The organism is Bradyrhizobium sp. IC4059 (assembly GCF_020193615.1).
Lineage (GTDB): Bacteria > Pseudomonadota > Alphaproteobacteria > Rhizobiales > Xanthobacteraceae > Bradyrhizobium > Bradyrhizobium yuanmingense.
Window position 1 is genome coordinate 316,647 of sequence record NZ_JADYVH010000004.1, and the last position, 13,105, is coordinate 329,751.

General features: G+C 63.7%; 11 protein-coding genes. 2 read left to right on the plus strand and 9 right to left on the minus strand.

Features of this window, described 5'->3' with window-relative positions:
• The first annotated feature begins 32 nt into the window (after positions 1-32).
• Entirely contained in the window at positions 33-641 is a 609-nt protein-coding gene (locus I6F12_RS15030; RefSeq protein WP_225126449.1) for a pyridoxamine 5'-phosphate oxidase family protein, read from the plus strand.
• Positions 642-847: 206 nt separating this feature from the next.
• Here the strand turns inward: I6F12_RS15030 and I6F12_RS15035 are convergent, their stop codons facing one another.
• The 3 genes from I6F12_RS15035 to I6F12_RS15045 are packed head-to-tail and all read right to left on the minus strand — an operon-like array spanning position 848 to position 4,391.
• Positions 848-1,579, minus strand: coding sequence for an ABC transporter ATP-binding protein (locus I6F12_RS15035; protein WP_035997921.1), 732 nt, complete (start codon positions 1,577-1,579; stop codon positions 848-850).
• Entirely contained in the window at positions 1,576-3,345 is a 1,770-nt protein-coding gene (locus tag I6F12_RS15040) for a branched-chain amino acid ABC transporter ATP-binding protein/permease (RefSeq protein ID WP_225156736.1), read from the minus strand. The genes I6F12_RS15035 and I6F12_RS15040 overlap by 4 nt, the downstream gene beginning before the upstream one ends.
• A 5-nt stretch (positions 3,346-3,350) precedes the next feature.
• Positions 3,351-4,391 carry a branched-chain amino acid ABC transporter permease gene (locus I6F12_RS15045; RefSeq protein WP_035997923.1) on the minus strand — a complete coding sequence of 347 codons (1,041 nt, stop codon included), beginning with the start codon at positions 4,389-4,391 and terminating at the stop codon, positions 3,351-3,353.
• Positions 4,392-4,564: 173 nt separating this feature from the next.
• On the opposite strand from I6F12_RS15045, the gene I6F12_RS15050 reads away from it, so the two are divergent.
• On the plus strand, positions 4,565-5,086 hold the full coding sequence (locus tag I6F12_RS15050) for a MarR family transcriptional regulator (protein ID WP_036021509.1): 522 nt from the start codon (positions 4,565-4,567) through the stop codon (positions 5,084-5,086).
• A gap of 31 nt (positions 5,087-5,117) precedes the next feature.
• Here the strand turns inward: I6F12_RS15050 and I6F12_RS15055 are convergent, their stop codons facing one another.
• From I6F12_RS15055 to I6F12_RS15080, 6 genes are all read right to left on the minus strand, one after another.
• Complete coding sequence (locus tag I6F12_RS15055; RefSeq protein ID WP_225156737.1) at positions 5,118-6,401, minus strand: glycerate kinase; 1,284 nt, start codon at positions 6,399-6,401, stop codon at positions 5,118-5,120.
• 189 nt (positions 6,402-6,590) lie between these two features.
• Positions 6,591-7,820, minus strand: coding sequence for an ABC transporter substrate-binding protein (locus tag I6F12_RS15060; protein ID WP_035997932.1), 1,230 nt, complete (start codon positions 7,818-7,820; stop codon positions 6,591-6,593).
• Between the two features lie 178 nt (positions 7,821-7,998).
• Positions 7,999-9,228, minus strand: coding sequence for an ABC transporter substrate-binding protein (locus I6F12_RS15065; RefSeq protein WP_035997935.1), 1,230 nt, complete (start codon positions 9,226-9,228; stop codon positions 7,999-8,001).
• A gap of 248 nt (positions 9,229-9,476) precedes the next feature.
• Complete coding sequence (locus I6F12_RS15070) at positions 9,477-10,703, minus strand: ABC transporter substrate-binding protein (protein ID WP_109142407.1); 1,227 nt, start codon at positions 10,701-10,703, stop codon at positions 9,477-9,479.
• Between the two features lie 116 nt (positions 10,704-10,819).
• The gene (locus I6F12_RS15075) at positions 10,820-12,055 is read right to left on the minus strand and encodes an ABC transporter substrate-binding protein (RefSeq protein ID WP_036021515.1); all 1,236 of its coding nucleotides are present in this window, start codon (positions 12,053-12,055) and stop codon (positions 10,820-10,822) included.
• A 30-nt stretch (positions 12,056-12,085) separates the two neighbouring features.
• A complete protein-coding gene (locus I6F12_RS15080; RefSeq protein WP_036021517.1) occupies positions 12,086-13,105 on the minus strand; it encodes a branched-chain amino acid ABC transporter permease in 1,020 nt (339 codons plus the stop codon).

The window sequence follows — 13,105 nt, forward strand, 5'->3', positions numbered from 1 at the left end:
AGCAATGCGCCGGAATTTCAGGAGATGTTCCGATGACGGCAGTTCACACCTATGCCAGCGACGTGGCCTTTTCGCCGGCGGTGAAGACGATCCAGGCGCGCAAGGGCTCGCGCGAGGCCTATGCGCGCAGCGAGCAGCGCGGCTGGCGCACCGAGGTCGACGACAATCTCGCCGCGTTCCTGGCCGACGCCAACAGCTTCTATTTCGCCACGGCTTCAGCCGACGGCCAGCCCTACATCCAGCACCGCGGCGGCCCGAAGGGCTTTCTCAAGGTGCTGGACAAGCAGACGCTCGCCTTCGCCGACTACGCCGGCAACCAGCAGTTCATCACGCAAGGAAATCTCTCGGAGAATCCCAAGGCCTACATCTTCGTGATGGACTACGCCCACCGCCGCCGGGTGAAGATCTGGGGCGAGGCGCGCGTGGTCGAGGACGACGAAGCCCTGACCACGTCGCTGATGCCGAAAGGCTACCGCGCCCGGCCCGAGCAAGTGATCCTGTTCAAGATCGCGGCCTGGGACACCAACTGCCCGCAGCACATCCCGCAGAAGTTTGATGCAGCCGATGTCGCGGCCGCGCTCGCCGCGAGGGATCAGCGGATCGCAGAGCTGGAAGCGGAGGTTGCGGCGCTGAAGGGGTAGGCGGCGAGCTTAGCCTCTAACGAAAGCTGAAGCAGGCTGCGCGGTGCACCCTCTCCCCTTGTGGGAGAGGGTGGATTCGATGCGAAGCATCGAAGCCGGGTGAGGGGTTCTGTCCTCTCGGACGGTCTCACGCGCGGAGAGAACCCCTCATCCGGCGCTTCGCGCCACCTTCTCCCACAAGGGGAGGGAAGAAGAGCGCTGAATCGCTAAATCACACTCTCGCCTTCGTGCTGGAAGCCGAGATAGCTCGCGGCCACCCGTTCGTTGGCGGCGATGTCGCTGGCCTTGCCGCTGAGCACGAACTCGCCGAGCTCCATAACGTAGGCGTGGTCCGCGATCTTCAGCGCGGCCTGCGCGTTCTGCTCGACCAGCAGCACGGAGACGCCGGCGGCGCGGAGCTCGGTGACGATGCGGAAGATGTCGGCGACGATGATCGGCGCAAGGCCGAGGCTCGGCTCGTCCAGCATCAAGAGCTTCGGCTCGCCCATCAGCGCGCGGCCCATCGCGAGCATCTGCTGCTCGCCGCCGGAGAGTGTGCCGGCGAGCTGCTTGCGCCGCTCCTTCAGCCGCGGAAACAGCGCATAGACCCGCTCCATCGAGGCTTTGGCCTTGCTGCGCTCGATCCGGAACGCGCCCAGCTCGAGATTGTCCTCGACATTCATGGTCACGAACAATTCGCGATGCTCGGGAACGAGACCGAGCCCCATCGCGACGCGGTCCTCGATGTCGAGCCGGGCGAGATCCTGCCCGGCAAAGGCGACGCGGCCCTTCAGCGGCAGGATGCCCATGATGGCCGAGAGCAGCGTGGTCTTGCCGGCGCCGTTGGCGCCGACGATGGTGACGATCTCGTTGGCTCCGACCTCGAGCGAGACCGAACGCACTGCCTCGACCTTGCCATAGGCGACATGCGCGTCGGTGACGGACAACAGCGTGCTCATGCCGCCACTCCGAGATAGGCCTTGATCACTTCGGGATTGGTCTTGATCGTCGCCGGCGTGCCCTCCGCGATCTTGGTGCCGAAATCGAGCACCACGATGCGGTCGGCAAGGTTCATCACGAAGCCCATGTCGTGCTCGACCAAGAGGACGGACATCCCGCCGTCGCGCAGCTCGCGGAGCAGTGTTGCCAGCCGTTGCTTTTCCATGTGGCGCAGTCCGGCTGCCGGCTCGTCGAGCAGCAGCAGCATCGGATCGACGCAGAGCGCGCGGGCGATCTCGACGATGCGCTGCTGGCCGAGCGAGAGCGAGCCTGCCAGCTGGTGCATCTGCTCGGCGAGGCCGACGCGCTCGATCTGGCGCGCGGCCTCGGCGAGCAGCTTGGCCTCGTCAGCGCGGTCGAGCCGCAGCATCGAGGAGATTGGGCCGGAATGGCCGCGCAAATGTGCGCCAATCGCGACGTTCTCCAGCACGGTCATGTCGGGGACGAGCTTGACGTGCTGGAAGGTCCTGCTGATGCCGAGCTTGACGATCTCCTGTGGCGGCGCGTTGTCGACCTTCCTGCCGAGCACCGAGATCGAGCCCGAGGTTGCCGACAGCACGCCGGTAATCAGGTTGAAGGTCGTGCTCTTGCCGGCGCCGTTCGGGCCGATCAGCGCGACGATCTCGCGGGCGTGGACGTCGAAGGAGACGTTGTTCACCGCGACCACGCCACCGAATTGTTTTCGCGCCTTCTCGACCTGAAGCAGGACACCGGCCTCGGCGGGTGCGCGGGTGCGATGCTCCAGCTTCAGGGAGGTGTCCGGCTTCTTGCCGTCGGTGCGCTCGGGGAAGAACGACATCAGCCAGGGCCAGAGGCCGCCGGGCGCAAGCTGCAGCAGCGCCACCAGCATGATGCCGAACACGATGGTCTCGACCTGGCCGGAGCCGGGCAGGATCAGCGGCAGATAGCTCTGCAGTACCTCTTTCAGGATCACGACAATCGCCGCGCCCAGCACGCCGCCCCAGACATAGCCGGCGCCGCCGACCACCGCGATGAAGAGATATTCGATGCCCATATGCGCGCCGAACGGTGTCGGGTTCACCGCGCGCTGCAGATGGGCATAGAGCCAGCCGGACAGGCCGGCGAGCACCGCGGCGTGGATGAACACCAGGAGCTTTGCGCGCGGCGTGTGGACGCCGAACGCTTCGGCGGCGACATGGCCGCGGCGCAGCGCGCGGATGGCGCGGCCGGTGCGGGAGTCCAAGAGGTTCATCGTCAGCAGGGCCGAGAGGATCACGGCGACCCAGATCGCGTGATAGATCGAGCCGGGCGAGAGCATCTTGAAGGTACCGATCGACAGCGGCGGGATCGCCGAGATGCCGTCGTTGCGTCCGAGAAACTCCAGCTTGCTGAACAGGTAGAACAGCCCGAGCCCCCAGGCGAGCGTGCCGAGCGGCAGATAATGCCCCGAGAGGCGCACGGTGATTAGCCCCAGCAGCACCGCGAGCGAGCCGCTGACCAGAAGCGACAGCGGCAGCGTCAGCCAGGGCGACAGGCCATAGGCCGTCGTCAGCACGGCGGTGGTGTAGGCACCGAAACCGACGAAGGCGGCCTGCCCGAACGAGGTGAGGCCGCCGACGCCGGTCAGCAGCACGAGGCCCATCGCGACCAGCGCGGCAAGGCCGATATTGTCGAGCAGCACGATCCAGAACGGGGGCACGCCCGGGATGAGCGGGATCGCCGCCATGAGGATCGCGAAGACGAGGATGGGAAGCCGGCTCTGCATCGGGCTCAGTCCTTCTCTTCCTCGACCGCGGGCGCGGCGAGCGAGCGCAGCAGCAGCACGGGGATCAGCAGCATGAAGACGATCACCTCCTTGTAGTTGGAGGCATAGAAGGACGAGAACGCCTCGACGATGCCGACCACCAGCGCCGCCACGGCGGTGAGGGGATAGCTGACGAGGCCGCCGATGATCGCGGCAACGAAGCCCTTCAGCCCGATCAGGAAGCCGGAGTCGTAATACAGTGTCGTGATCGGCACGATCAGGATGCCGGAGAGTGCGCCGATCACGGAAGCCAGCAGGAAGGCGATCTGGCCCGACAGCGTGGTGCGGATGCCGGCAAGCCGCGCCCCGAGCCGGTTGACCGCGGTCGCGCGCAGCGCCTTGCCGTAGAGCGTCAGGCCGAAGAACAGCCAGAGCGCGACGATGAAGGCGATGGTGATGGCATAGACGGTGATGCTCTGGCCGGTGAAGCGCAATGCGCCGGCGGTGAAGGCGCCGGACAGCACGGCAGGCCCGCGCTGGCCTTCGGCGCCGAAGAACAACAGGCCAAGTCCCTGCAGCGCGAGATGGACGCCGACCGAGGCGATCAGCAGCACCAGCACCGAGGTGTGCGCCAGCGGCTGGAAGGCGATGCGGTAGAGATAGAGGCCGATCATCGCCACGATCACCAGCGACAGCGCGATGCAGACCGCGACCGGCGGTTTCTGCGCCGCGAGCGACAGGGTCAGCGCCAGCACGATCGCCGGCAGCACGACGTTGGCGATGAAGCTGCGGACGACCAGCCGTCCGTGCAGCGCCTTGCGCGCCACGAACAGGTCGAAGACGAAGGCGCCGATGCCGAGCGCCAGCGCCAGCTTTGCCGTGCCCGGCATCTGGCCGGCGGCCAGCGAGGCATAGGTCAGCGCGCCGTAGGTGACGAATTCGCCCTGGGGAATGAGGATGACGCGGGTGACGGCGAACACCAGCACCAGCGCCAGGCCGAGCAGCGCATAGATCGCGCCATTGGTGATGCCGTCCTGCACCAGGAACAGCATGATGGTGGTATTCAAGACCGGACGCTCCCCCTAATCCGGACCGGTCCCCTCGATTGCGGTGGACGGTCCGCTCACAGCCATTGAAAAACGCAGGCGATATTTGGTATGGTCCATAACAATTATCAAATATAACTTCAAGGGTGGGAACGACCCGCCCCGGAATTTAGCGGGATTACGAGCACGAGGCGATGACCGTTTCCAAAACCGCTGAAAAGTCCTCCGACAAGCCGGCCGACGTGGCCAAGGGCCGCAAGGACGCGAGCGAGCCGCAGGCGGAGGCCCTCCAGCTCGGCGAGCTTTCCGAGCAGCTCGGCTATGTCCTGAAACGTGCACAGCTCAAGGTGTTCGAGAATTTTCTGCGCTGCATGGCCTCGCTCCAGCTGACGCCGGCGCAGTTCTCGGTGCTGCTGCTGGTCGAGAAGAACCCCGGCCGTAACCAGACCGAGATCGCCTCCACGCTCGGCATCCTCAGGCCGAACTTCGTAGCCATGCTCGACAATCTGGAGAGCCGCGACCTCTGCGCGCGGATCCGCTCCACCAACGACCGCCGCTCGCACATCCTGGTCTTGACCGACAAGGGCAAGGCCGTGCTGGCGCGCGCCAAGAAGCTCGTCGCCACCAAGCACGAGGCCCGGCTGAACGACTTGCTCGGCCAGGCCAACCGCGAAGCCCTGATCGGGATGCTCGCGAAGATCGCCAACGAGTTTTGACTCTTACCCTCCAGGGGAGGGTAAGCGGACGTCAATCCACCAAAATCACCCTGATGTCGTTCACGTTGGTCAGCGTCGGTCCAGGCTGTAGCAGGTCGCCGGTCGCCTCGAAAAACGTGGTGGCGTCGTTGTTGGCGAGATAGGCCTGCGGCTCGAGCCCCAGCGCCTTCATCTTTGCGAACGTCGCCGCATCGATCAGCGCGCCGGCGGGGTCGGTCGGGTGGCCGGCGCCGCCATCGGCGCCGTCGGTGTCGCCGGCCAGCGCCGCGATGCCGGAAGTGTCCTTCAAGAGCGAGGCCAGCGCCAGCGCGTATTCCTGGTTCGGCCCACCGCGCCCGTTGCCGCGCACGGTGACCGTGAGCTCGCCGCCGGAGAGAATCGCGACGCGCTTGCCTTGGCTGCGTGCCTGAAGCGCCAGCCTGGCGTGATCGGCGGCGACCTCGCGCGCCTCGCCTTCGAGATCGGCGCCGAGATCGATGGTCTCGTAGCCGGCCTCGCGCGCGAGCTTGACCGCAGCGTCCAGCGACTGCTTGGGCCGCGCAATCAGCTCGAACGACGCGCGCGCAAAGGCGGCGTCGCCCGGCTTGCAGCTCTCGTTGTTGGGATCGTCGAGCGCGCGGCGCACCGCATCGTCGATGTCGAGCCTGTATTTCGCCACGATCGCGCGCGCATCCGCCAGCGTGGTCGGATCGGGCACGGTGGGGCCGGAGGCGATCGCGGACGGATCGTCATGCGGCACGTCGGAGATCGCGAGCGTCACGATCTCCGCGGCGTTGCTGCCAGCGCGGGCGAGGCGGCCGCCCTTGATCCGCGACAGGTGCTTGCGCACGACGTTCATCTCGCCGATCGGCGCGCCCGAGCGCAGCAGCGCCTTGTTGACCGCCTGCTTCTGCGCGAAGCTGATGCCGTCCACCGGCGCGATCCAGTTGGCCGAGCCGCCGCCGGTGAGCAGCACCAGCAGGAGATCGTCCGGCCCGGCCTCGCCCGCGAGTGCGAGCGTGTCGGCCGCGCCCTTCAGGCCCGCTTCGTCAGGCACGGGATGACCGGCCTCGACCACGCGAATGCTGCGCGTCGGCACGCCGTAGCCGTGGCGCGTGGTGGCGATGCCGACGAGGCGCTCCGGCGCCAATCCCAGCGCATCGAGATAATGCCGCTCCGCGGCTGCGGCCATCGCGCCGGCGCCCTTGCCGGCCGCGAGGCAGATCACGCGCCCCCTGGGCGCAGGTCGCAGGTGAGGGGCCAGCACCATTTCGGGATGGGCGGCGGCGACGGCCGCGTCGTAGAGCGCGCGGAGCAGGGGGCGTCGGTCGGTCATGGACAATGGCCTTGCGCAGACTGGACTGGCGGCGAGGAGGTCGCCGCCATCTGCCTACCGCATCGTGTGCCAAAGCGTAAGCGCCTTCGCCGTCATTCGATTGTGCAATCGCGTGATCATAATTGCCACACAAGCAGAAGCCCCCTCCGCGATCAGCGCAGGGGGCTCGTCGTCCGGGCTTTGAAGCTTCTAGCCGCCGGCGTCGGCGCTGATCACCTCGCCGAACAGGTCCCACTTGTCGCCCTTGAACTTCATCAGCTGCAGCGAGCTGATCGGTGCGAAGTCGTTCGGCCCGGTACTGATCTTGATGCCGGGCAGCAGCACTTCGGTGCGGAAGTCCTTCAGGCTCGCCGCCTGCTTCATGACGTTCTCGCGCGTGAGATTGTCGCCGCATTTCTTCAGCACTTCGACCAGCGTCTGCGCGACGCCGTAGCCGACGATGGTGCCGCCGTCGAGCTTGTCGCCCTCGGGGAAGTACTTCGTCATGAACTCCAGGAACGCCTTCATGCCGGCGTCGTCCTTCCACTGCGGATCGGAGACGTCCTTCAGATAGGCGGCCGAGATGATGTCCTGCGAATTCTCGAAGCCGGCGGGCTTGATCACGCTGCCGACCGAGGCCGAGACGTTGTTGAGGAAGTGGGTCGGCTTCCAGCCGATCTCGGAGATCTTCTTGATCGCCTGCGCAGCGAACTTCGGCGTGGTGATGTTGATGAAGACGTCGGCGCCGGTGGCTTTCAGCTTGACGATGTGGTTGTCGATGGTCGGCTCCGAAGTCTCGTAGCTTTCCTCCAGCACGATCATGCTCGCGGCCTTGGCCCCCAAGCCGTCCTTCAGGCCCTTCAGGTAATCCTTGCCGTAATCGTCGTTCTGGTAGAGCACGCCGATCTTGGCGTTCGGCATGGCCTTGAGGATGTATTTCGCGTAGATCTGCGTCTCGCTCTGGTAGTTGGGTTGCCAGCCCATGGTCCACGGGAAGTTCTGCGGATCGTTCCACTTGGTAGCGCCGGTGGCGACGAACAGCTGCGGCACCTTCTTCGAGTTCATGTATTTCTGGATCGCGGAGTTCGGCGGCGTGCCGAGCGAGTTGAAGACGAGCAGCACCTCGTCGCTCTCGACCAGCTTGCGCGCCTGCTCCACCGTCTTCGGCGGCGAGTAGGCGTCGTCGTAGGAGACGAAATTGATCTTGCGGCCGTTGATGCCGCCCTCTTCGTTGATCTTCTTGAAATAGGCGGCTTCGGTGCGACCGATGATGCCGTAGGCGGAGGCCGGTCCGCTGTAGGGCATGATGTTGCCGATCTTGATCTCGGTGTCGGTCGCACCGGTATCGTATTTCTTCTGGGCCGTTGCGGTTGAGGCCGAGGCCGCGATGAGCGCGAGCGCCAATGATGCGGCCGCAAGCTTGCCGGTGACAGCAGGCATTCCAATCTCCCTGTTTTTTCTTTGTGTGTGCGTCCCTTTTCTTGTCTCGTTTTTCTTCGCGACGCGGCCGCAATTCAATACGATTTGCCTGAACGCTTCAAGGAAAAGCCCCTGCGGCATGGCCGCAGGGGCTGCGTCTTTAGTCGATTTGGCTACATCTTGAGCAAGTGGTTAATGGTCAGCCGCCGACGTCGCCGCTCAGCACCTCGCCAAATGGCACCCAATGCTCGCCCTTGAACCGGATCAGCTGCAGTTGCGAGAGCGGCGCGAAATCGGTCGCCGAGGTGTTGACCTTGATGCCCGGCAACAGGCCCGCCGGCTCGAAGTCCTTGATGTTGGCGGCCTGCTTCATGATGTTCTCGCGGGTGAGATTGTCACCGCAGGCCTTGAGCACGTGAACGAGGCCTTGGGCGACGATGTAGCCGTACATTACCGAGGCATCGGCGCGGTTCGCTTCCGGATAGTACTTATCCAGAAATTCGTTCCAGGCGATCATCGCCTTGTCGTTTTTCCACTGCGCGTCGGTCGGATCCTTGAAATATTGCGACGAGATGATGTCCTGCGCGTTCTCGAATCCGGCCGGCTTGATTACGCTGCCGATCGAGGCCGAGACGTTGTTGAGGAAGTGCAGCGGCTTCCAGCCGATCTCGGCGTTCTTCTTGATCGCCTGTGCCGCGAATTTCGGCGTCGTGATGTTGAAGAACACGTCGGCGTTGGTCGACTTCATCTTGACGATGTGGGAGTCGATGGTCGGCTCGGAGACTTCGTAGCTGTCCTCGATGACGATCATCGAGGCGGCCTTGGCTCCGAGCCCGTCCTTGAACCCCTTCAGATAGTCCTTGCCGTAATCGTCGTTCTGGTAGAGCACGGCGATCTTGGCGTTCGGATGGTTCTTCAGGATGTACTTGGCGTAGATGATCGACTCGATCTGGTAGTTGGGTTGCCAGCCCATCGTCCACGGGAAGGTCTGCGGGTCGTTCCACTTCGTGGCGCCGGTGGCGACGAACAGCTGCGGAACCTTCTTCTGGTTCATGTACTTCTGGATCGCCGAGTTCGGCGGGGTGCCGAGCGAGTTGAAGATCAGCAGCACCTCGTCGCTCTCGACCAGCTTGCGCGCCTGCTCCACGGTCTTCGGCGGGGAATAGGCGTCGTCATAGGTGATGAAGTTGATCTTGCGGCCGTTAATGCCGCCTTCTGCGTTGATCTTGCGGAAATAGGCCTCTTCGGTCTTGCCGATCACGCCGTAGGCGGACGCGGGACCGCTATAGGGCATGATGTTGCCGATCTTGATCTCCGTGTCGGATGCGCCGGTGTCGTATTTCTTCTGCGCGAGCGCTGTCGTGGACAGCGTGGCGGCTAGCACGAGGGCAGCCGAGAAGGCCCCCAATCGCACATGCATTGCAGGCATTTTGATCTCCCTGGACAGGATTGAATGTGTCGTTTGTTCTTATTGGGAGCGATCGTTGCGCGTCGCTCCGTCACGCATTCAATACCTATCCACGGCCGTCAGCAAGAAGAACGCCTGCACGGGCCTCGCGCAGGCGGCGATCTCGTCGAAGGCGGTGCTGAATATTCCGGCGCGTGAGATTCTTTTTGCGGGGCAAACTCACCGCTTGAGTTGCTTTACGAGAAGGCGGCTATTTTGAATTGCGTCGTTCAGTGGCTCATCTCGCTCGAGATGATGTCGCCGAACAGCTCCCATTTCCTGCCCTTGAAGCGCATCATCTGCAGCTGCTCGATCGGGGCGAAATCGTCGGGCGCGGTGTTGATCTTGATGCCTGGCAGCAGCGTGTCGGGTGCGAAGTCCTTCAGGCTGGCGGCCTGCTTCATGACGTTCTCGCGGGTGAGATCGTCGCCGCACATCTGCAGCACCTTCACGATGGTCTGTGCGGCGGCATAGCCGTACACGACGCCGGCATCGAGCTTGTTGGCCCTGGGCTCGTATTGCGCGAGGAAACTGTAGAACTTCTTCATGCCGTCGTCGGCATTCCACTGCGGGTCGGAGCCGTCCTTGGTGTAGGTCGCCGACAGGATGCCTTGCGAGACTTCAATGCCCGCCGGCTCCAATACGCCGCTGACCGAAGCCGAGACGTTGGAGATGATGTGCATCGGATGCCAGTTGATCTCCGCGGCTTTCTTGATTCCCTGCGCGGCGAATTTCTGGTTGGTGAGGCTGATGAAGATATCGGCGCCGGCCGCCTTCAGCTTCACGACTCGCTCGTCGATTGCGGGCTCGGACGTGTCGTAGGCCTCCTCCCGCACGATCATCGAAGCCTTGGCGCCGAGGCCCTCCTTCAACCCGTTTAGATAGTCCTTGCCGAAATCGTCGTTCTGGTAGAGCACGCCGATCTTTCCGTTTGGCTTCTCCTTCATGATGTATTTGGCATAGATCCGGGCCTCGCTGACGTAGCTCGGCTGCCAGCCCATGGTCCAGGGATATTGCTTGGGGTCGTTCCATTTCGAGGCGCCGCTCGCCACGAACAATTGCGGCACCTTCTTCTCGTTCATGTACTTGCGGATGGCGCTGTTGGTGGAGGTGCCGAGCGAGCCGAAGATCAGCAGCACGTTGTCGCTCTCGACCAGTTTTCGCGCCTGTTCCACCGTCTTCGGCGGCGAATAGCCGTCGTCATAGGAGATGAATCTGATCTTGCGGCCGTTGATGCCGCCCTCGGCATTGATCTTGTTGAAGTAGGCTTCCTCGGTCCTGCCGATCGCAGCATAGCCGGAGGCCGGACCGCTGTAGGGCATGATGTTACCGATCTTGATCTCGGTATCGGACGCGCCGCTGTCGTATTTCTTCTGCGCCAGCGCCTCGCCGCTCATTGCAGTGCACAAGGCAAGCGCGGCCCAGAGCGTCGCAACCTGGGAACGAACGGCGGCCATTGCTCTCCTACCCCGGGATGGATCGATCGCATTGAACAAGATTGGCGCCTGTCGTCAACAAAAAGCCCCCGCGATTGTCCGCGGGGGCTCCTCGTCCTCGATCATCGCGTCACGCGTCACTCGGAGGCGACGTCACCGCTGATGATCTCGCCGAACAGTTCCCACTTCTCGCCCTTGAAGCGCATCATCTGCAGCTGCGCGATCGGAGCGAAGTCGGTGGCGCTGGTGTTGATCTTGACGCCGGGCAGCAGCGTATCCGGGGCAAAGTCCTTCAACGAGGCGGCCTGCTTCATGATGTTGGCGCGAGTGAGATCGTCGCCGCACATCTCCAGCACCTTGGCCAGCGTCGACGCGGCGCCATAGCCGTAGACCATGCTGGTGTCCGACTTGTCGGCACCCGGCATGTACTTGTCGACGAACTCGTTCCACTTCTTCATGCCTGGGTCGTTGGCCCATTGCGGATCCGTGGAGTCCTTGGCGTAGGCGGCCGACAGCACGCCCTGCGCGTTCTCGAAGCCAGCCGGCTTCATCACGCTGCCGACCGAGATCGACACGTTGGTGAGGATCTGGAGCGGTTTCCAGCTGAGCTCGGCGGTCTTCTTGATGGTCTGGGCCGCGAACTTCGGCGTGGTGTAGATCAGCAGCACGTCGGGATTGGCGGCCTTGATCTTGACGATATGGCCGTCGATCGACGGCTCGGAGACCTCGTAGCTCTCCTCCATGACGATCATGGACGAGGCCTTGGCGCCGAGGCCGTCCTTGGTGCCCTTGAGGTAGTCTTTGCCGAAATCGTCGTTCTGGTAGAGGATCGCGATCTTGGCGTCCGGCTTCTCCTTCATCAGCCACTTCGCGTAGATCTGCGCTTCGCTCTGGTAGGAGGGCTGCCAGCCCATGGTCCAGGGGAAGTTCTTCGGGTCGTTCCACTTGGTGGCGCCGGTCGCGACGAAGAGCTGCGGGATCTTCTTGGAGTTCAGATACTTCTGGATCGCACTGTTCGAGGGCGTGCCGAGCGGATTGAAAACGACCAGCACCTCGTCGCTCTCGACCAGCTTGCGGACCTGCTCGACAGCCTTCGGCGGCGAATAGCCGTCGTCATAGGTGACGAAGTTGATCTTGCGGCCGTTGATGCCGCCCTTGTCGTTGATCATCTTGAAATAGGCTTCTTCGGTCTTGCCGATGATGCCATAGGCCGACGCCGGACCGCTGTACGGCATGATGTTGCCGATCTTGATCTCGGTATCGGACGCGCCGGTGTCGTATTTCTTTTGGGCGAGTGCAGCGCCGGAGGTGAGAGTGATGGCCGCCGTTGCCGTGATCAGCGCGGCGGCTCGCAGTGTTCTTCCAAAATACAATTCGGTCTCCTTGGTTAATTCAACGGGTCTTCAGTTCTTCCTGAGCTTGCCGACGAGTTGCTGGCCCAGGATCGCGACCTGCCTTGCGCCGTGCGGCACGAGGTAGATGACGAGGAACAGCAGCACGCCGAATACCGCGCCGGAGAGGCCCTTGGAGATGCTCTCCGCCATGTTCGGCACGAAGATGATGAAGGCCGCACCGACGAACGAGCCGGGCAGCCAGCCGACGCCGCCGACCACCATGCCGAGGAACAGCGAGATCGCGAGCGTGATGGTGTAGCTGTCGGGCGCGACGAATTGCACCGCGATGGCGCCGAGCGAGCCGGCAACGCCGGTGATGCCGGCGGACACGCCGAAAGCCAGCGTCTTGTACAGCGCGACGTTGACTCCCATCGAGGAGGCCGCGATCTCGTTGTCGCGGATCGCCATGAAGGCGCGGCCCGAGCGGGAGCGCAACAGGTTCACCGAGAAGATGTAGATCGCGACCGTCACGGCGAGCGTGAAGTAGTACAGCCACATGTCCTGCGACATCGGCAGGCCGAACGGCGCGTCCGGCTTGGTGACGACGAGGCCCTGCACGCCGCCGGTCCAGTGCTCGAGGAAGTTCAGCTTGAGCAGCTGCGGCATCGCAGTCGCAAGCGCGAAGGTCGCGAGTGCGAGATAGATGCCGGACAGCCGCAGCGCCGGCTTGCCGAACAGGTAACCGAATCCAAAGCAAATCACGGCGGAGATCGGAATGGTCAGCGCGTAGTTGACGTTGGCATGTTCCATCAGCACCGCAGACACATAGGCGCCGACGGCGTAGAACGCGCTCTGGCCGAGCGAGAACTGGCCGCTTCCGCCGGTCAGGATGTTCAGCGCCAGCACCGCGAGCCCGTAGATCAGGAGCATCGTCATCTGGAAGATGATGAAGTTCTTGACGAACATCGGCACGATCAACAGCGCCGCCAGCACCACCAGCGAGGTGCCGGTGCCCAGCGTCATGGCCCGCTTCGGAACCGCCTCGACCGCCTCGTGGCCCTCGGCGACGACTTCTTCTGCTGCGCTCAT